Origin of the sequence: Spongiibacter sp., from assembly GCF_041602295.1 — a bacterium.
Taxonomy (GTDB): Bacteria; Pseudomonadota; Gammaproteobacteria; order Pseudomonadales; family Spongiibacteraceae; genus Spongiibacter.
In genome coordinates, this window is record NZ_JBFIGO010000015.1 from 15,943 (window position 1) to 34,979 (window position 19,037).

Below are 19,037 nucleotides of genomic sequence, written 5' to 3' on the forward strand. Positions count from 1 at the left end.
AGCCGCCATAGGTAGAAAGAAGCAAAGGAAGTCATCATGAGCAATCCACAGCGTCTGCTGATCATAGGCAACGGCCCCGTTGGCCACCAGTTTCTTGAATCAATTGTCGACAGTGGCAAAGCCGCCGACTACCACATTACCGTAATCGGCGAAGAACCCCGCGCCGCTTACGACCGCGTACACCTGACCGCCTGGTTTGAAACCCGCGAGGCCGAGTCACTGAATATGGTGAAGGAGGGCTTTTACGAAGCCAACAACATCAGCGTTAAATGTGGCGAAAAAGCCGTCGCCATCGACCGCGACGCCAAACTGGTCAGCACCGACAAGGGCGAGAGCTATGCCTACGACCAGCTGATCCTGTCTACCGGCTCATTTCCTTTTGTTCCCCCCGTGCCGGGCCACGAGCGTGACAACTGCTTCGTTTACCGCACCATTGAAGACTTGGAAGCCATTACTGCTGCAGCCCAAAACGCCAAAGTTGGCGCGGTTATCGGCGGCGGCCTGCTGGGCCTCGAAGCCGCCAAGGCGATCAAAGACCTCGGCCTGCAAACCCATGTTATCGAATTTGCCCCCCGGCTGATGGCCGTGCAGGTCGACGATGGCGGCGGCGCCCTGCTGCGCAAGAAAATTGAAGACCTGGGCGTGGGCGTGCACACCCAGAAAAACACCCAGAACATTGGCGACGGCGAGCAGCACCTGCACAAAATGAGCTTTGCCGACGGCGCCGAACTGGAAACCGACATCATTGTGTTCTCCGCCGGCATCCGCCCGCAGGACGCCCTGGCCCGCCAGAGCGGCCTGGACATCGGTGAGCGCGGCGGTATCGCTGTTAACAATCACTGCCAGACCTCCGACCCCGCCATTTACGCCATCGGCGAGTGCGCGCTGTGGAACAACCGCATCTTCGGCCTGATCGCCCCCGGCAATGAAATGGCTCGCGTCGCCGCCAACCACGTACTGGGCGGCAGCGAAGACCAGCAGTTCACCGGCGCCGATATGAGCACCAAGCTCAAGCTGATGGGTGTCGACGTCGCCTCCATCGGCGACGCCCACGCCGCCACCCCCGGCGCCAAGTCCTACACCTTTATCGACGAGCAGGCCGAGGTCTATAAAAAGATCGTGGTCAGCGAAAACGGCAAACACCTGCTGGGTGCGGTACTGGTCGGCGACGCCGAAGACTACGGCAACCTGCTGCAATTCGCACTGAACAGCATCGAGCTGCCCGAGCACCCCGAGGCGATGATCCTGCCCAACCTCGACGGCAGTGCCAGTGTCGGTCTGGGCGTGGACGCCCTGCCTGACAGCGCGCAAATTTGTAGCTGTAACAATGTCAGCAAAGGCGACATCTGCGCAGCCGTTCAAGCCGGCTCGCAAACCGTTGGCGACCTGAAGAGCTGCACCAAAGCGGCCTCGACCTGCGGCGGCTGTACCGCTCTGGTCGGTCAGGTACTCAATGCCGAACTCAGCAAGCTCGGCGTGGAGGTGAACACCGACCTCTGCGAGCACTTCCCCTATACGCGCCAGGAAATGTATCACCTGGTGCGCGTTGGCGAGATCAAGTCCTTCGACGAGCTGCTGGACAAACACGGCAAGGGCAAGGGCTGCGAAATCTGTAAGCCGACCGCCGCGTCCATCCTCGCCTCCTGTTGGAACGACTACATCCTGGAGCCCCAGCACGCCGGTCTGCAGGACACCAACGACCGCTTCCTGGCCAATATGCAGAACAACGGCACCTTCTCAGTGGTACCGCGCATGGCTGGCGGCGAAGTCACGCCCGACGGCCTGATCGCGGTGGGCAGCGTCGCCAAGAAATACAATCTCTACACCAAAATCACCGGCGGCCAGCGCGTCGACCTGTTTGGCGCCACCGTCGACCAGCTGCCGCTGATCTGGAAGGAACTGATCGACGCCGGCTTTGAAAGCGGCCACGCCTACGGCAAGTCGCTGCGCACGGTGAAGTCCTGCGTTGGTTCAACCTGGTGCCGCTACGGTGTGCAGGACAGTGTCGGTCAGGCCATCGACCTGGAAAACCGCTACAAGGGCCTGCGTTCGCCGCACAAACTGAAGATGGCAGTGTCCGGTTGTACCCGCGAGTGCGCCGAGGCGCAGAGCAAAGACGTGGGCGTGATCGCCACCGAGAAAGGCTGGAACCTGTATGTGTGCGGCAACGGCGGTATGAAGCCGCGCCACGCCGACCTGTTTGCCTCGGACATCGACACCGAGACCATGGTGAAGTACATCGACCGCTTCCTGATGTTCTACGTGCGCACTGCCGATCGCCTGCAGCGCACATCGGTGTGGATGGATAACCTCGAAGGCGGCATCGACTACCTGCGCAAAGTCGTGATCGAGGACTCTCTGGGCATCTGTGACGAACTGGAAGCCGAAATGCAGCACGTCGTGAATAGCTACCAGTGCGAATGGAAAACCACCATCGAAAACGAAGACAAGCTCAAGCAGTTCCGCAGTTTCGTGAATGCCGACAGCCCTGACGCCGACATCGTATTTGTCGAAGAGCGCGGTCAGATTCGCCCGGCTACCGAAGAGGAAAAACAACTTAACAGCGATTTGATCGCCGTTGCCTGAGGCCTCCCTGACAGGAAGCCCTTTACTACAGCCATACCGAGGGCCGTACCAACGGCCCCAGCGAACAACGGAGAAACCCCATGAGCTGGACTACCCTCTGCAAGCTCGACGACCTGCTGCCAAATGCCGGTGCTGCGGCGCTGGTGGGCGACACCCAAATTGCCGTATTCCGGGTCGACGACCAGGTTTACGCCATCGAAAACAAAGACCCGTTCAGCCAAGCCAACGTGCTGGCACGGGGCATCGTTGGCAACCTCAACGACACCCTCGTGGTCGCCTCACCGCTGTACAAGCAGCACTTTAGCCTCGAGGCCGGACACTGCCTGGAAGACGACAGCATCTCCGTGCGCAGCTTTCCAGCGCGCCACGAAGATGGCCTGGTGCAGGTGCAAATCTAACAAGTCGTCATCCAAGGATTCGTCTCCCCTTCACCGGTTGCCCTCTCCCCGGGCAGCCGGCTTTTTTTATCTATTTTGGTATTCGCCCCACTAGCAGTTATAATCTGCGCGAATTTTACACCCCGCACACAGCTGACAACGGAAATCAATCATGAGCTATAACTCTATCCCAGCAGGTAAAGAGCTTCCGCACGACATCTTCGTCGCCATCGAGATCCCGGCCAACAGCAGCCCCATCAAATACGAAATCGACAAAGATTACGACGCCCTGATGGTCGACCGCTTCATGGCCACGCCAATGTTCTACCCCGCCAACTACGGCTATATCCCCAACACACTGTCCGAAGACGGCGACCCGCTGGACGTGCTGGTGGTAACTCCCTACCCCGTAGTGCCGGGCTCAGTGATCCGCGCGCGCCCCATCGGCATCCTCAATATGAGCGACGAAGCGGGCCAAGACGCCAAACTGCTGGCCGTTCCCCACGACAAACTGAGCGTGCTATACAAAGACGTTAAAGAGCCCTCAGACCTGCCCGAGCTGCTGATTAAGCAAATCGAGCACTTCTTCGAGAACTACAAAGACCTCGAAAAAGGCAAGTGGGTGAAAATCGACGGTTGGGCCGGCAGCGCCGAAGCCCTGGCCGAAGTTGAAAAAGCGGCGGCCGCCTACAAAGGCTAAGCCCACGCAGCAAAAAGCCCGGTCACCGCAAGGTCACCGGGCTTTTTTTTGCCCTGCGACCAGCCCTTGACCCTGCAGTAAGCTACAGGCTCTAAGCTAGACTCAAGCTAAGAGACTCAAGGAGCAAGTCATGACCCAACGACGCATTGGCGAACTGGCCAAACAGCTGAACTGCACGGTGGAAACCCTGCGCTTTTACGAACGCGAGGGGCTGCTGGCAGCCACCGGCCGCAGTGCCAACGGCTACCGCTTTTACAACGACGCCTCGGTCAAGCAGCTGGAATTTATTTTGCGCGCCAAAGGCATGGGCTTCAGTCTGGAGGATATCCGCGAACTGCTGGCCATTCGCGTCGACCCCCTGGCCAAGTCCTGCGGCGATGTGCGCGGCATTGCCGAAGAAAAACTCGCCCAGGTGGACCGCAAACTGCGCGAATTACAAAGCATTCGCGACGCGCTGAGCAAGGTCGTCGATGCCTGCTGCGGCGGCGATGTGCCGGCCAACCACTGCAGCATTTTGCTGGCGCTGGACTCCGACTTACAGCTCAACCAGGAGGCGCACTAATGGACTTTGCAGCCAATCTCTACCGCCTGAGCCTCGATGCCGCGCCGCTATTAGTCCTGGGGCTGACCCTTGCCGGCCTGATGAAGGCCTGGCTGCCAAGCTCGCTACTGGAGCGACAACTGGGCAAGCCCGGCATCGGCTCAGTGATCAAGGCGGCGCTGCTGGGCGCACCGATGCCGCTGTGCTCCTGCGGAGTGCTGCCGGTGGCCATGGGCCTGCGCCGCGCCGGCGCCTCAAAAGGCGCCACGGTATCGTTTTTAATTTCCACCCCGGAAACCGGGGTCGACTCCATTGCCCTGAGCTACGGTTTGCTGGGCCCGATCATGACCATCGCCCGCCCCATTGTGGCCATAGTCAATGCCATTGCCGCCGGCCTGCTCACCGGCTGGCACGAAGCGCCCCGCCCGTCCCCCGGCGGCGTCGATCGCCCCTGCTGCAGCAAATCTCAGCCGGCCGACACCGGCAGTAGTTGGCGCCAAGGCCTGCACTATACCTTCGGCCGATTGCTGCAAGATATGTTGCCGTGGCTGCTGATTGGCATGCTCTTCGCCGCCGCCGTACAGACCTTTGTACCCAGTGAATGGCTGACAGAGTGGGCGCGTGGGCCGCTGGCGATGATCGCCATGGTCTTGGTGGGAATTCCTATGTATATCTGCGCCAGCGCCTCCACCCCCATCGCTGCAGGCTTGCTCTTGGCCGGGGTATCCCCTGGGGCAGTACTGGTCTTTATGCTTGCGGGCCCCGCCAGCAACATCGCCGCCGTGGGCATGGTTCACAAGGAGTTGGGGCGCCGCGCACTGCTGGCCTACCTCGGCACCGTTAGTGCAATCAGTATTGCCGCGGGCTTGATACTGGATGAATTGATCGCGGTTTTCGGCTGGCAAATTAGTGCAGGCCACAGCCACCAGCACGCGATGCTACCGCAATGGCTGTCGCTTATCGCGCTGCTACTACTCGCACTGGCGGCAATTAAACCGCTGCGCGAGCACACCTTAAGCCGCTGGTTATCTGCCTAAGAGGCAGCGACCTTGGGCTTGGCCTCAAGCAGGCGCTGATACAGCTTGGAGTTCTTGCGAATAGACTTGTGGCGGGCATAGGCATCAACCGCCTTCAACCAAGCTTCTTCAGTGCCGTGGGCATTCAGTGAAAAGCTGGTGCACACCGTTTTCTTTTCGACCTTTGAAGCCACCCCAACCTGGAAAATAGGCGTCAGATTGCCGCTTTTTTCGGTTTTCAGCAGGTAGCTGATACCGCGCACACTGCCGTCAGATTTAAAGCAGCGCTCCTCTTTGGTCTCTTCCAGATAGCGATTCTGCTGGGCTTCCAGTTCTTCATCGCGTGCAATTGCCTGTTTTTCCACCGCTTTCATTGCGCGGCCTTCCAAGCGCTTGCCATCCTTCTTCAGCGAAAAATACTCCTGATAGAGCTCACCCGCCACCGTGCGACGCACACGGTACCCATAAAAAGCCTTGTTATCTAATAACTTAACGCTCACAAGCACCTCACTTTTGCTGATTCTTTATAGTTTTATCCTCGCGGGGGACTGCGCACCACCCGCAATGGCACTATTGAAGCACAATGTAATCTAACTCTTCTGACGGAATTATCAAGCCGCCGCATGCGATTCCTTGACAAATCACAATTTACGCGGGAATTTGCTGCTTTTTTGAACAAAAAGCAGCTTGGCGAGCTCAGTCGTCGCCGTTGATATGCTGGTCCATATCCAGCGCCGGAATCTCTTGCGAGGGGCGCCCCACCACCTTGGCGGGCACACCGGCCACTGTGGTGTGAGCGGGCACCGGGTTCAGGACAACACTGCCCGCGGCAATTTTTGCCCCCTCGCCAACCAGAATATTGCCCAACACCTTGGCTCCGGCGGCAATCAACACGCCGTCGGCAATTTGCGGGTGACGCTGGCCGCCACTGCTGCCACAGCCACCCAGCGTGACGGAGTGCAGCATCGACACATTATCGCCCACCACCGCGGTTTCGCCGATCACCACCCCAGTGGCGTGGTCGATCATTATGCCGCGACCGATACGCGCCGCCGGATGAATATCCACATCGAACACCGTGGCAATACGGTTTTGCAAAAACAGCGCCAGCGATTCGCGCCCTTGTTGCCACAGCCAGTGAGCAAGTCGGTGGGCTTGAATCGCCTGAAAACCCTTGAAATACAGAAACGGCATACCATAGTGGTCGCAGGCGGGGTCGCGGTCGTAATGAGCGCAGATATCAGCCACCGCCGCGGCCAACACCTCCGGGTCAGCCGCATAGGCCTCGCCAGCCACATCGCGCAGCAACATCGCCGGCACCGAGTCACAACCCAGCTTGGCGGCGATATGAAAGCTCAAGGCCGCCGCAAAGTGTTCGTGGTTCAAAATGCTCGCGTGGTAAAAACTTGCCAGCACAGGCTCGTTGCGACCAAAGTCCCTGGCCTCCTGCTGCATGGCCGCCCACAACTGTTCTACCGTTAAGATCAACCCCACTCTCCTTCAGCCAACAATGCCGCGTATGCCGACGGATAGGCCTCCTTGGGCACCGCGACATAGCGTTGGTACACCTCATCAAGTTGCGCCAACACCGCATCCTTAAGCAGCATATCGGCATCACTCAGCACGTTGCGCAGCCGCGCCACACTCAGCCCCGATTCACAACGCGCCGCCAGAGGCGCGTAACTCAAATGCCAGCGCTCCGGCGCAATACCACCGCGGTCGTGAGCATAGGGGCGAAAAAACCCGTAACCCGCGCCATTCGCCAACTGGTGGTCCAGCCAGTCGTGCAGGGCGGTAAAGGGGCCGCCGTCATCGACCTCCTGGGGACTGAGCTGTACCGCGTAGCCAGCCGGCACCGCTGCGGCATCGTAAACATCTATATCGCTGCCCCAGTGGTGGCGCGAGGCGCCGGGCAACGCAGACCAACGCAGAATACTTTCTAGCAGCTCCGCCTCAGTCAACTGCTCGAAACACAGCTCTCGACCACCGCTATCGAGCAGCTGACGCCGACCACTGGCCTTGGCGTTCCAGATCGCCAACTGGCGCTCAAAGCCGCGAAAACCACTGACAATTTTTAAATCAAAGCCGGCCCGCGCGGCATCGTCACACAGGGCTTCAAAAGGCGCCACCAGCGCCGGGTGCACCGGACACCCCAGCACATCGACCATGGCCGAAGGGTCCTGCCCGGTGAGCAATTGTTGTGTAAGCCGATAATCGTCCATGTCTGCGTGGTATCTGATAGTGTCCGCCGCTCAAGTCATGGCATCATAGTAACGCCATCAACTCAGCGGTGAAACCAGGAGTGATAAGACAGTGGATTCGCACACAGCCAGCGACAAGAAAATTGCCTTAGCACTGGGCAGTGGCTCCGCGCGCGGCATGGCCCACATCGGGGTGATTCAGCGGCTCAATGAGCTGGGCATCAAACCCGACATCATCGTCGGCACCTCTATTGGCTCAGTAATCGCCGCCTGCTATCTAACCGATAAACTCGACGAATTTTCCAACTGGATTCAGGGGCTGAGCAGCACCCAGGTATTCCACTACATGAGTGTCAGCCTTACCGCCACCGGCGGTGTCGCCCACGCAACCCGGCTGATAGAACATTTCATTCATGAATATGGCAATCCCAATATTGAAGACCTCGCGCTGCCCTTTGCCGCGGTCGCCACCGATCTGACCCGCGGTCGAGAAGTCTGGCTGCAGCGCGGCCCGCTGTGGGAAGCCGTGCGTGCCTCCATGGCGGTGCCCGGCGTTCTCACCCCGGTGGCCTATCGCGACTCCTGGCTGGTCGACGGCGGCCTGGTAAACCCCGTGCCCGTCTCGGTCTGCCGGGCCCTGGGCGCCGACATCACCATCGGCGTCGATTTGAACAGTGACTTGGTGGGGAGGCGCAAGGTCGATCGCGACGTTCGCGCCCCGCAAACCGAAACCTCGCGCCTAGAAGAAACGGCCGAAGAAGAAGAGTCCGAGGAAGAAGGCCCGTTCGATGATAGCGACGCTCCCGAAGACAGCGACGAGGCCTCACAACTGGCCGCCGCCTTCGGCCGCTTTGCCAACAGTGTCAAAGAAGCCGCCAGCAATTGGCGCAGCGGCGAGAAAAAGCCTGAGCCCCCCGGCACCCTGAATGTCATGATGAGTTCAATTAACATCATGCAGGACCGCATCACCCGCTCGCGCCTCGCCGGCGAACCCGCCGACATCATGCTGTGGCCGCGGCTGGGCCACATCGGCCTGCTGGACTTCGGCAACGCCACTGAAGCCATTGCCGAAGGGCGCGATGCCGTCGACCGCATGCTACCGGCCATTCGCCACGCCTTTAGCAGCGAGGGCGATCACCGCCTATCGGCGCCCGACCCCGCCGGAGACGGCGACCTATGAGTCCACTGTGCCACATCGACGACATCCCCGACCCGGGTTCAAAGAGCCTCAGCCATAACGGTGAGGCACTGTTTGCCGTGCGCCTTCACGGCCAGGTCTACCTGTATCGCAACCGCTGCCCACACTTAGGCATTGAGCTGAACTGGCAGGAAAACCAGTTTCTCGACTATGACGACAGCCTTATCCAGTGCGCCACCCACGGCGCCCTGTTTATTATTGAAACCGGGGAATGTGTCGCCGGCCCCTGCCTCGGCGAGGCCTTACAGCCGCTGCGCTGCCGCGTGGACAATGGCCTGCTGTTTGTCGACGACATCCTCGCCGCCAGCGCCCATTAAATAGCTAACGGCAGCGCTTCGGTCAGCGCCATCGCCTGCTCGTTAATAGTGGCGCGGTAGGCCAACAAGCGCACGCCCGCGCGCTGTGCGGCCAGCAGGGCCTCGGCGTAGGCCGGGTCGATATGCGCCGCCGGCGCCACCGTGGTGATGCCCTCGTGCAACACCGCAAACAACAGTGCAGCCCGACCGCCAGCGGCCGCCCGTTCGTGCAGGGCCTGAACATGACGACGCGCCCGCAAACTCACCGTATCGGGAAAATAGCCCGCGCCATTGTCACCCAGCAGCGTCACCGATTTGACTTCCAACGCACAGTCGCCAGCGGGACCGTCGCCGAGGACAAAATCCACCCGACTGCCATCGCCCAAGCGCTGCTCTCGACGGTAGCTGGTATAGCCATTGAGCGGCTCGATAAGCCGCTGATCCAATGCCTCGGCCACCAGCGTGTTCGCCAAGGCCGAGTGGATACACACCTTGTCAGCAGCCACTTCGAGCAACTGCCAGGTATAGGGGTATTTGCGCTTGGGGTTGTCGCTACGGCTCAACCACACGCGACTCCCCGGCGTATCACAACCGGTCATCGCCCCGGTGTTCGGACAGTGCACGGTCAACGTTTGGCCATTGTCCAGGCGCACATCAGCTAAAAAGCGCTTGTAGCGCCTCACCAGTGTCGCGGCTTCCAACCGCGAGGGCCACTGCATCATCGATTCTCCCTTTGTCGAACTCGCCGCGGGCGTTGCACATCGCCCGACAAGCTCTCAAACTAGCATGATTCGCGCCGCCACAAGCCCCGGCGCATTACTCACGGACACCTTGTAACAGCATGTTTAAAAAGTCACTGATCGGTCTCAGCATTTTTCTGCTTATTATCGTCGCCGGGGTCAGCACCGTCGTCATTAAGCCCTCGCTGCTGCGCGGCCCCATCACCCTGGGTGCTCAGCGCTTTGCCGGCCTGGACATTGAGCTGGACACACTGGAGTCGCACCGCGCGCCGCTGCGCCTGGAGCTGTCCGGCCTGCGTATCAGCAATCCTGACTGGCCAGAGCCAACACTGCTCACCCTGGATAGGCTGTCACTGAAATTGATCGCCTCGCCCTTCAAACCCGGCGCCTTTTGGTCCCTGGAAAGTGACGGACTCAGCGTCAATCTCGCCGGCAACCGCGACGGCGAGTTTAACTGGATCACCGAGCAGTTGCGCGGCGATGCGCTGCCGCCCCCTACCGAGCAGCCTGAAGCGGGTGTCGCGACACTGCCCGGCGACTTCAACTTCCAGCAGCTGGTACTGCGCAACACTCACATTCACCTGCACAGTGCCGATGACCAGCGCCACCACATCGCGCTGGCAGAAATTCGCGGTGAGCGCACCGAGGTCGGCAACGGCGAATTCACCTTGGAATTAGCCTACCGTCAACAGCGCTTTACGCTCAGCGGCGGCATCGTACTGTTTGACCCCACGGCTGGTATTCTCGACTACCAACTGGCAATTAAACACCCCGACGCCCAGCTAAACAGCCAGGGCAGGCTGACGCTAAGCCCGGACCTTCAAGGCAGCGCACTGCAACTCGACGTCGCCCTGCAAAGCCTAGAACAGCTGGCCAGCCTCGCCGACGTCACCGCACCACCGCTGCCCCCCAGCACCCTCAGCGCACAACTCAACATCACTGATGACTACGAATTGCGCGCACTGACCCTGAGTATCGGCGACAACCGGCTCAGCGGCAGCGCCACACTGTCTAGCGATCTGCGGCGCATCGCCGCAACACTGAACAGTCCCGCACTGGATATCGATGCACTCAGCGCCGCACTCACCAGCGACAGCCCGCCAGCTGACAGCACCGCGAAAGACCGCGAGGCGGAGACAGAACTGGACTGGCAGTGGCTGCATGAACGCCAACTCAGTGCTCGTTTCGACATTGCCAAGCTCAGCGCCAGCGGCTGGACACTGCACAAGGTGCGCGGTGAACTAACAGCAGATCGACAACTTAATTTGTCGCTGCAACTGGCCGAGGCTCAACAGCAAGCCACCCAGCGCCACCTCACCGATATCGATGCCCAGTTGCAGCTGCAGCCGCTGGCCAAGCGCACCCGCGGCAGTGACGCCACCCTGTCGCTGGCCTTGCGCCAACAACAGCTGACCCTGAATGCCGAGGGCAAGGTCAACCTCAACGGTATCGCGGGCAGCCAGCTGAAAATCTCCAGCCAAGCACCGCGCAGCGCCGACATTTGGTCGCTGGCCTTACTGCCCTGGCGCGAAGCCGGAGCGATGCGCCTAGAGGCCGAACTCAGCAGCAGTGACCAGCATATCCAGCTGAGCGCCAACGCGACGCTGGGGCAACAACAGGCCGACCTGGACTTGCGCTACCGCCCGGGCAGCGACACTGCCAACGCCAAGCTCGACGGCAATATTGCCCTGCGCCACCTATCAACGGACTTTATGAGTACGGCAACCCCCACCGCGACGCCGGCACCGACCAAGGCCAAGAAAGCGGCGAAGGTGTTTAGCAAGGAAGCCATCGCCACCGACGCCTTACGGCAGATCGACGGCGAGCTGATCGTCGAACTGCTCGACATCGATACTGGCTACACCGTGATCAGCAAAGCCAAACTCAAGCCACGTCTGCGCAACGGCGTATTGAATCTCGACGACAGCCGTATCTATGCCGACGGCGGCGAGGCGCATATCAGCGCCCAGCTAGATGCCAGCCAGGTCGTACCGAGCCTGCGCGGCCAACTCAAAATCGATGGCAGCGACTACGGTAAACTGGGGCTGATAAAAGCCGCAGGCATTAGCCATGGCCAGGGCAAAATTCGCATCGACCTCAATGCCCAAGGCAACAGCCCCGCCGCGCTAGCCGCATCCATGGCGGGACAAATCGATATGAAAATTACCGGACTGGAAGCCAAGGGCAATGCCCTCAACCTTATCGGCAGTGACGTATTGACCGAAACCATCGACAAGCTCAACCCCTTCAGTGAGAAACGCGAAACCACCCAAATTGAATGTCTCGCTGTTCACTTTAAAGGCGCGCGCGGCAAGTTTGTCAGCAAAGACGGCATTGCTCTGGAAACCGAGAGCAGCAAGATTATTGGCACTGGCCACGTCGATTTAGGCAAAGAAGAATTACAATTTGGCGTGTCGCCCATCGCCCGCAAAGGCGTGGGTGTGAATGTCGGTGCAGCTGCCAGCCTGATTCGCCTGGGCGGCACATTTGCCCGGCCGCGGGTCGAGGCCGACCCCGGCGGCATGTTCACCTCTGGCCTTTCCACCGGCGCAGCGATTTATACCGGCGGTCTGTCCCTGGTGGCACAGGGGCTGATGAAACGCGCCCTGTATGCCGGCAGTGCCTGCGACGGCGAGCTGGATGAGATACCCGCCGCCGAGGAGCTACCCGAGGAGCTGCTGCAACCTCGCCCGCTGCTCAACCCCGATGGCAGCCCGCAGCTCCCGGCTCAGTCCGGCGGCGCCACTCAGCAAACCGCCGCGCCCACAAGCGCTAACTAGCGGCCTGCTTGGCGAGGCGGAACACGCGAAAACCCTCGGCCTCGCCAAGCAGCTCAACAGCGGGAAACAGCCCCTCGGCCTTGCGCTGCAGGGGAATAAACTGATTGACCACAAACAGCGCCTGACCATTGCGCTTCAACAAGCGATGGGCCGCCTGCAAAAACCGCTCGGTCAACTCGCCCTCAACGGCAAAGCCCTGATGAAACGGCGGATTGCACAGCACAATATCCACCGGTCCCTGTAGACCATCGGCGCAGTCGGCCAAGTGCAGCTCGGCACGCAGGCCGTGCTCGGCGCTATTTTTCTCGCAGGCCAACAGTGCCGTGGCGTTATTGTCGGTCAATAGCCATTCGCAGTCCGGCAGCTCAGCGGCCGCCATCACCGCCAGATAGCCGTAACCGCAGCCGATATCCGCCGCGCGCTGCGGCGGACTGCTCAGCCCCTGCAAAAACCGCGGCAACTGCTCAATCAACAAGGCGCTGCCGCGGTCTATTTTTTGCCAACCGTAAATACCCGGCTTGCTGTACAGCGCCGGCGACTCACTGATCAAGCGCAGCTGGCGATAATTCTTGTCAGGCAGGGCCACGTTGCGCTCGCCGCGTTTGGTAATGGTCGCCAGATAGGCCCCGGCGTCGCATTTTTTTATCTTGCGCTCGGCGTCAAACACCTTGGCAATTTTGTCGGCATAGCCTTTCAGGCCGTCATTTTTATAACCGCTCAACAGCAGCTGCCCGCCCACCGGCAAGGCCTGCATGGCGGCGTTGATCAGCAGGTGCACCAGTGGTCGCTCTTTGGAAACCCGGTAGACCACCGCTTGCGGAGCAACATCGAGCTTTTGCGGCACGGCAAAGTCGCCCAAGCTCACCGCAAAACCTACCTCGCGCAGCGCCGCTGCGGTATCGCAGCGATTGCAAAACACCTGGCAGTCTTCGCGCAGCGCCGGCAAATCATCGTTCACCTGCTCGTCGGCAAACCACCACAAGGGGCCGTCCAATTGCGCCAGTTGCCGGTATAGCTGCTGTAGGGGGGCATCATTCATGGCGATCACTCCATACGCTGTCGCGCTCGGTTTCGGTCAGCGGGCGATACTCCCCTTCTGCCAGGCTGGCGTCCAGCTCTATTTCACCAATCGCCTCGCGGTGCAAGTCGACAACGGCGTTGCCCAGCGCGCCAAACATCCGCTTTACCTGATGGTAACGGCCCTCGCTGATCCGCAAGCGCGCCTCGCACTCGGCAATGATGTCTAGCTCAGCCGGCGCCGTGCGCTGCTTGTCGTCCTTCAGAAATACCCCTTTGGCAAACTGGGCTACCGCCTTCTCGGCTATCGGCTCGGCAGTGCGCAACCAATAGCGTTTCCAGCAGTCTCGCTTGGGTGAGGTAATCGCATGGGACCAATTGCCATCATCGGTAAGCAGCACCAAACCGGTGGTATCAATGTCCAGCCGGCCCGCCACATGCAGGCGCTCGGGGTTGTCCTCGTCGAGCAGGTCCAGCACCGTCAAATGGCGGCGATCGCGAGCAGCGCAGACGTAGTCCTGCGGCTTATTCAGCATAAAATAGCGCGGTTGGGCGCTGCGCAATGGCTGGCCGCGCAGGCGCACATCGGCATCGCCGGCTACTGGGGTGCGGGGGTCTAGCAGTGTTTTTCCCTCTAGGCTGATCTCACCAGCTTTAATCAGGCGCTTGGCATCACTGCGGGAATAGTCGGTCACCGTCGCCAAAAATCGATCCAGGCGCAGTGTCGTTGGCGGCGAAGATTTGCTCACAGACTGGCTTCCAACAAAAGCCACTATTGTCGAGAATGTTCGACGCCGGTTCAACTGAAGAAAATTGGCAAAAAAAACGGGAGCCTGGGCTCCCGTTTTTATACATTGCTGGGCTTACTCAGCCTCGGCACCCGCTTCGGCTTCTACGCTCGCATTCACGTTGACATTAGTCGCCTTGCGCAGCGCATCTTTACGCGCTTGCCACTCTGCTTTGGCAGCCGCTTTGCGTTCCTCACGTTCTTTAGCATCGGCCTCAGCCTTCGCCTGACGGGCTGCTTCGCGCTCGGCAGCTTCTTGCTTAGCCTGTTCACGCTTGGCTTTAGCTGCGGCCTTGCGCTCTTCGGCCTGCGCTTTGGCAGCCGCTTTGCGCTCTTCGGCCTCGGCTTTAGCCTTCTCTTTCTTTTCCTTCGCCTTTTCTAGTTTTTCCTCTAGGCCCAAGTCGACATTGCCCTCCACACTACTATCCATGGAAGCATCGTCAGCAGAACCGCTGGCACCGAGACTAAAACTGCCACCCAAACCACTGCCCGCCATAGCCACGCTGGCAGATGTAGCCAACAACATTGCCAAAATACTATTTTTTATTTGCATCGAACCGTCCTCGCTGAATCGTTATACAGAGCATTCTAAGCGGGTTCGGTCGTCGCACAAGCTCGGCATTGGTGAATAATTGTCGAAACTTTCACCGCCGGGCAAGGTCTGCGGCAATGCCGCCCCCGCTGCTGGAAACACAGCCTACTCGCCGCGCCTGAACCGCATATGAACGCAGTGCAACAGCGGCCATGAATGTGCAATATTTACCAGGGGAGGCCGCGCCGCGAGGTATTCAGCGAGGCTGACAAGCCGCCAATGTTAATGTTCGCGGGTAGCGCGGAAGCGCACCTCGGGGTGGCGCTCTTCGGTTAACGACAAGTTCACCCGGGTGGGGGCCAGATAGGTCAGGTGGCCGCCGCCATCGATGGCCAGATTGTCGGCGCATTTGCGCTTAAATTCCTCAAAGGCCTTGGCGTCGTCACAGTCCACCCAGCGGGCGGTATACACGTTAATCGGCTCGTAGATGGCCTCGACCTTGTATTCGTCCTTGAGGCGATAGGCCACCACATCGAACTGCAGCACCCCCACCGCGCCGACAATCAGGTCGCTGTTGCGCTGGGGCATAAACACCTGGGTGGAGCCCTCTTCCGACAACTGCTGCAGACCTTTTTGCAGCTGCTTAGCCTTCATCGGATCGCGCAGGCGAATGCGACGAAACAGCTCAGGGGCAAAGTGGGGAATGCCGGTAAACTTCAGTTCCTCACCGCTGCTGAAGGTATCGCCAATCTGTATGGTGCCGTGGTTGTGCAGGCCGATAATGTCGCCCGACACCGCCTCTTTCACCAGCTCGCGATCGCCGGCCAAAAAGCTCACCGCATCGGCGATCTTCACGTCTTTGCCCAGGCGCACATGGCGCATTTTCATGCCCTTGCTGTAGGTGCCCGAACAGATGCGCATAAAGGCGATGCGGTCGCGGTGTTTGGGATCCATATTGGCCTGAATCTTAAACACAAAGCCGCTAAAGTCGCTTTCCTTGGCATCGACTTCGCGCTGGTCGGTGGCGCGATTAAGCGGCGCGGGTGCCCACTCCACAAAGCCGTCGAGCATTTCGCGCACCCCGAAATTGGACAGTGCGGTACCAAAGAACACCGGCGTCATCTTGCCGTCCAGATAGGCCTGCTGGTCAAACTCGTGACTGGCGCCGCGCACCAGTTCGATTTCGTCCAAGTAGTCGCCGTAGTCGTCGCCGAGCAGGGCCTTCGCCTCGTCACTTTCCAACCCCTCAATACGAATATCCTCGGCGATCACACTGCCCTTACCCGGCTGGAATACGTGAATGGTGTCGGTGTAGAGGTTGTAGACCCCTTTGAACTCGCGCCCCATTCCTATCGGCCAATTGATCGGCGCGGCCTCAATCCCCAACACACTTTCCACTTCGTCGAGCAGTTCGATGGGGTCGCGAATATCCCGGTCCATCTTGTTGACAAAGCTGAGTATCGGCGTGTCGCGCAGGCGGCACACATTCATCAACTTAATGGTGCGGGCCTCGACACCCTTGGCGCCGTCGATCACCATCAGCGCCGAATCCACCGCCGTCAAGGTGCGGTAGGTATCCTCGGAAAAGTCCTCGTGCCCCGGGGTGTCCAGCAGATTAACGATTCTGTCTTTGTAGGGAAACTGCATCACCGACGAGGTCACCGAGATGCCGCGCTCCTTCTCCAGGCTCATCCAGTCAGAGGTCGCCGCCTTGTCGTTTTTCTTGCCCTTGACGGTGCCCGCTACCTGAATCAACTGGCCCAACAAAATCAACTTCTCGGTGATGGTGGTTTTACCGGCATCGGGGTGGGAAATAATCGCAAAGGTGCGGCGTTTGGCGATTTGCTGTTGTAGCGACTGCTCTGACATGGTGGCTATCTTCTGATCGGCGAATTCGGCCCCGCCGCCACAGCGCCGGGAAAAGAGGCGCGATTCTACGGCATTTCGCCGCTTTTTTCAGCAAGCCCCAGCGGCGGCAACTGATCAAACTTTAAGCATTTATCTGGTATTAGCCGCGCAGATCCAGTAAGCTACCGCGCCGCCGCTTCCGGCGGCATTGCACACAGGGAGCAGGAACGACTGGCACCGGCCACTCGCCCACGCCGCTCCCCTATTGAGACGATCTATGCAGTTTACTTCCCTGGGCCTGTCGGCCCCGATTCTAGACGCCGTTGCTGACAGCGGTTACACCACCCCTTCGCCGATCCAAGCCAAAGCCATTCCCGCCGTTCTCGACGGCCGCGATGTGATGGCCGCCGCGCAAACCGGCACCGGCAAAACCGCCGGCTTTACCCTGCCGATTTTGGAGATGCTATCCAAGGGCAAGCGCGCCGCGCCCAATCAGGCCCGCGCGTTGATTTTGACCCCCACCCGCGAATTGGCCGCGCAAATCGGTGAAAACGTACACAAATACGGTATCAACCTGCCGCTGCGTTCCACCGTGGTCTTCGGCGGTGTCAAAATTAATCCGCAGATGATGAAGCTGCGCAAGGGTGTCGACATTCTGGTGGCCACCCCAGGCCGCCTGCTCGATCTCTACCAGCAAAACGCCGTGCGTTTTAACGAGCTGGAAGTGCTGGTATTGGACGAAGCCGACCGCATGCTGGACATGGGTTTTATTCACGACATTCGTAAAATCCTCGCCCTGCTGCCGGCCAAGCGTCAAAACCTGATGTTTTCGGCGACTTTCTCCGACGATATTCGCAAGCTCGCCAAGGGCATTGTTAACAACCCGGTAGAGGTCTCGGTGGCCGCGCCCAACAGCACTGCCGAGCGCGTCGAGCAGTGGATTTGCCCGGTCGACAAAAAACAGAAGCCGGCGCTGCTGGCCAAGCTGATCCACGACAACGACTGGCAGCAGGTACTGGTGTTTTCGCGCACCAAGCACGGCGCCAACAAACTCAGCACCTTTTTGGACCAGCAGGGCATCCGCTCAGCGGCGATCCACGGCAACAAAAGCCAGAACGCCCGCACCAAGGCGCTGGACGAGTTTAAGCGCGGCAAAGTGCGCGCCCTGGTCGCCACCGACATCGCCGCCCGCGGCCTCGACATCAGCCAGCTGCCCCACGTGGTGAATGTCGACCTGCCCAATGTGCCCGAAGACTACGTGCATCGCATCGGCCGCACCGGCCGTGCGGGCGCCGCCGGTCAAGCGGTATCGCTGGTCAGCGCCGACGAATTCGACCTGCTGTCGGGCATTGAGCGCCTGATCAAACAGATTCTGCGCCGCGAAGAAGTTGAAGATTTTGAGCCGACCCACAATCTGCCCGAATCCAATCTCAACGCCCGCCCGGCACGCCGGCCCGCACAGAATCGCCGCCCGCACAGCGAGCACCGCGACGGCCAGCGGCCGCCCCAGGCCCGCCGCCGTCGCCGCAGCGGCGGTGGCAGCAGCAGCGCCGGTCGCAGCGCCCCCAGCGGCAACCGCTAGCGCGCCGCACCTGCCTGCAGCCTAGCGCTGCAGGCAGATCACCACGGCGGCGTGGTAACTGCGCCAGGTCGCCGGGACAACATAGGAACGCAAATCCGCTGGCAAATGCACCCGGCTCGGCGTGCCCGACACCACCACTGGCACGGAAATCATAAACTCCTTACCCAGCTCCCGGCGCGCATTTCCCGAAATGGTATTGGCCACTTCCCCCACCAGATCCACCATATTGGCCTCTGAGGTATCGGGTTCACCGAGGCTCAAAATCATATGTTTGAGCATGGCTTTGGGCGCCGTGAAATAGACGCAGCCCTTGCTGGACCCCGACACCCCGATAATGCCCGTGTAATCCATCGACACCGGCTCGCTATTGGCCGCCAGATAGGGCGTGCCGACGCGCAGATCGTTGCCCTCGGTATGTTCAAAGTAACGACTCACGCCATCGATAAAAATTTGCAGCTTGTCTTCAGTCATCAAGGTGTTCCGTCAATTCGTCCAGCGCCTCGCGCAATTGCTCTTCACTAAAGGGTTTCAGCAAAAAGCCGCTAGCGCCCTTCTCCAGCGCCTCGATACCAGTGGCCTGATCCGACAGCGCCGACACCACCAAGATCAGCACCTCGGGGTTCAACCCCGCCAAGGTCTCAATACAGGCAATGCCATCCATATTCGGCATGGTGAGATCCATGGTGACCACTTGCGGCTGGCTGTCCTGAAACAGCCTCACCGCTTCGGCGCCGTCTTTGGCCACCGCCACCACATTGAACCGCTGCCGATCGTGGGCGCGGTGAATTTTCGAACGGATGATATTGGAATCATCCACAATCATCAGACTAAACATG

Annotated in this window: 19 protein-coding genes; 9 read left to right on the top strand and 10 right to left on the bottom strand. The window is 59.9% G+C overall.

Translation table 11 applies throughout. From position 1 onward, the window contains the following. The first annotated feature begins 36 nt into the window (after nucleotides 1-36). The 5 genes from nirB to ABYM29_RS04680 all read left to right on the top strand — a co-directional run bounded on the left by nirB (nucleotide 37) and on the right by ABYM29_RS04680 (nucleotide 5,241). Nucleotides 37-2,586: a nitrite reductase large subunit NirB gene (gene nirB, locus ABYM29_RS04660; RefSeq protein WP_372862731.1), complete on the top strand. Its 2,550-nt coding sequence runs from the start codon at nucleotides 37-39 to the stop codon at nucleotides 2,584-2,586. 80 nt (nucleotides 2,587-2,666) lie between these two features. Continuing rightward, entirely contained in the window at nucleotides 2,667-2,984 is a 318-nt protein-coding gene (nirD, locus tag ABYM29_RS04665; RefSeq protein WP_372862734.1) for a nitrite reductase small subunit NirD, read from the top strand. Between the two features lie 151 nt (nucleotides 2,985-3,135). Continuing rightward, a complete protein-coding gene (gene ppa / locus ABYM29_RS04670) occupies nucleotides 3,136-3,663 on the top strand; it encodes an inorganic diphosphatase (protein WP_372862735.1) in 528 nt (175 codons plus the stop codon). A gap of 130 nt (nucleotides 3,664-3,793) precedes the next feature. Continuing rightward, the gene (gene zntR / locus ABYM29_RS04675; RefSeq protein WP_372862737.1) at nucleotides 3,794-4,225 is read left to right on the top strand and encodes a Zn(2+)-responsive transcriptional regulator; all 432 of its coding nucleotides are present in this window, start codon (nucleotides 3,794-3,796) and stop codon (nucleotides 4,223-4,225) included. Continuing rightward, the gene (locus ABYM29_RS04680) at nucleotides 4,225-5,241 is read left to right on the top strand and encodes a permease (protein WP_372862739.1); all 1,017 of its coding nucleotides are present in this window, start codon (nucleotides 4,225-4,227) and stop codon (nucleotides 5,239-5,241) included. Before zntR ends, ABYM29_RS04680 begins: the two co-directional genes overlap by 1 nt. On the opposite strand, the gene ABYM29_RS04685 is transcribed toward ABYM29_RS04680, so the two are convergent. The 3 genes from ABYM29_RS04685 to ABYM29_RS04695 all read right to left on the bottom strand — a co-directional run bounded on the left by ABYM29_RS04685 (nucleotide 5,238) and on the right by ABYM29_RS04695 (nucleotide 7,442). Further along, a complete protein-coding gene (locus ABYM29_RS04685; RefSeq protein WP_372862741.1) occupies nucleotides 5,238-5,720 on the bottom strand; it encodes a hypothetical protein in 483 nt (160 codons plus the stop codon). The two genes, ABYM29_RS04680 and ABYM29_RS04685, sit on opposite strands and share 4 nt — an antisense overlap. 196 nt (nucleotides 5,721-5,916) lie before the next feature. After that, nucleotides 5,917-6,705, bottom strand: a complete 789-nt coding sequence (gene cysE / locus ABYM29_RS04690; RefSeq protein WP_372862793.1) for a serine O-acetyltransferase — start codon at nucleotides 6,703-6,705, stop codon at nucleotides 5,917-5,919. Continuing rightward, a complete protein-coding gene (locus tag ABYM29_RS04695) occupies nucleotides 6,705-7,442 on the bottom strand; it encodes a M15 family metallopeptidase (protein ID WP_372862743.1) in 738 nt (245 codons plus the stop codon). Before ABYM29_RS04695 ends, cysE begins: the two co-directional genes overlap by 1 nt. 91 nt (nucleotides 7,443-7,533) lie before the next feature. On the opposite strand from ABYM29_RS04695, the gene ABYM29_RS04700 reads away from it, so the two are divergent. Together ABYM29_RS04700 and ABYM29_RS04705 are read left to right on the top strand one after the other, a co-directional pair. Continuing rightward, nucleotides 7,534-8,601, top strand: a complete 1,068-nt coding sequence (locus tag ABYM29_RS04700) for a patatin-like phospholipase family protein (RefSeq protein ID WP_372862746.1) — start codon at nucleotides 7,534-7,536, stop codon at nucleotides 8,599-8,601. Continuing rightward, nucleotides 8,598-8,936 carry a Rieske (2Fe-2S) protein gene (locus tag ABYM29_RS04705; protein ID WP_372862748.1) on the top strand — a complete coding sequence of 113 codons (339 nt, stop codon included), beginning with the start codon at nucleotides 8,598-8,600 and terminating at the stop codon, nucleotides 8,934-8,936. The genes ABYM29_RS04700 and ABYM29_RS04705 overlap by 4 nt, the downstream gene beginning before the upstream one ends. Here the strand turns inward: ABYM29_RS04705 and sfsA are convergent. Continuing rightward, nucleotides 8,933-9,637, bottom strand: coding sequence for a DNA/RNA nuclease SfsA (gene sfsA, locus ABYM29_RS04710; protein ID WP_372862750.1), 705 nt, complete (start codon nucleotides 9,635-9,637; stop codon nucleotides 8,933-8,935). The genes ABYM29_RS04705 and sfsA overlap by 4 nt on opposite strands. A gap of 119 nt (nucleotides 9,638-9,756) precedes the next feature. On the opposite strand from sfsA, the gene ABYM29_RS04715 reads away from it, so the two are divergent. Continuing rightward, nucleotides 9,757-12,435 carry an AsmA family protein gene (locus ABYM29_RS04715; protein WP_372862752.1) on the top strand — a complete coding sequence of 893 codons (2,679 nt, stop codon included), beginning with the start codon at nucleotides 9,757-9,759 and terminating at the stop codon, nucleotides 12,433-12,435. Here ABYM29_RS04715 and ABYM29_RS04720 read toward each other — a convergent pair. The 4 genes from ABYM29_RS04720 to ABYM29_RS04735 all read right to left on the bottom strand — a co-directional run bounded on the left by ABYM29_RS04720 (nucleotide 12,428) and on the right by ABYM29_RS04735 (nucleotide 16,640). Further along, nucleotides 12,428-13,474, bottom strand: coding sequence for a methyltransferase (locus ABYM29_RS04720; protein WP_372862755.1), 1,047 nt, complete (start codon nucleotides 13,472-13,474; stop codon nucleotides 12,428-12,430). The genes ABYM29_RS04715 and ABYM29_RS04720 overlap by 8 nt on opposite strands. Continuing rightward, entirely contained in the window at nucleotides 13,467-14,201 is a 735-nt protein-coding gene (rsuA, locus tag ABYM29_RS04725; RefSeq protein ID WP_372862758.1) for a 16S rRNA pseudouridine(516) synthase RsuA, read from the bottom strand. Before rsuA ends, ABYM29_RS04720 begins: the two co-directional genes overlap by 8 nt. 114 nt (nucleotides 14,202-14,315) lie before the next feature. Next, nucleotides 14,316-14,792: a hypothetical protein gene (locus ABYM29_RS04730; RefSeq protein WP_372862760.1), complete on the bottom strand. Its 477-nt coding sequence runs from the start codon at nucleotides 14,790-14,792 to the stop codon at nucleotides 14,316-14,318. A 261-nt stretch (nucleotides 14,793-15,053) separates the two neighbouring features. After that, nucleotides 15,054-16,640, bottom strand: coding sequence for a peptide chain release factor 3 (locus ABYM29_RS04735; protein WP_372862763.1), 1,587 nt, complete (start codon nucleotides 16,638-16,640; stop codon nucleotides 15,054-15,056). 256 nt (nucleotides 16,641-16,896) lie between these two features. Here ABYM29_RS04735 and ABYM29_RS04740 point away from each other — a divergent pair, with 256 nt between their 5' ends. Further along, nucleotides 16,897-18,201 (top strand): DEAD/DEAH box helicase, encoded by a 1,305-nt coding sequence (locus tag ABYM29_RS04740; protein WP_372862766.1) that lies wholly within the window; start codon nucleotides 16,897-16,899, stop codon nucleotides 18,199-18,201. Between the two features lie 21 nt (nucleotides 18,202-18,222). Here ABYM29_RS04740 and ABYM29_RS04745 read toward each other — a convergent pair whose 3' ends face one another. Together ABYM29_RS04745 and ABYM29_RS04750 are read right to left on the bottom strand one after the other, a co-directional pair. Further along, a complete protein-coding gene (locus ABYM29_RS04745; RefSeq protein ID WP_372862769.1) occupies nucleotides 18,223-18,672 on the bottom strand; it encodes a chemotaxis protein CheX in 450 nt (149 codons plus the stop codon). Continuing rightward, nucleotides 18,665-19,036 (bottom strand): response regulator, encoded by a 372-nt coding sequence (locus tag ABYM29_RS04750; RefSeq protein WP_372862771.1) that lies wholly within the window; start codon nucleotides 19,034-19,036, stop codon nucleotides 18,665-18,667. Before ABYM29_RS04750 ends, ABYM29_RS04745 begins: the two co-directional genes overlap by 8 nt. Nucleotide 19,037 lies beyond the last annotated feature (1 nt).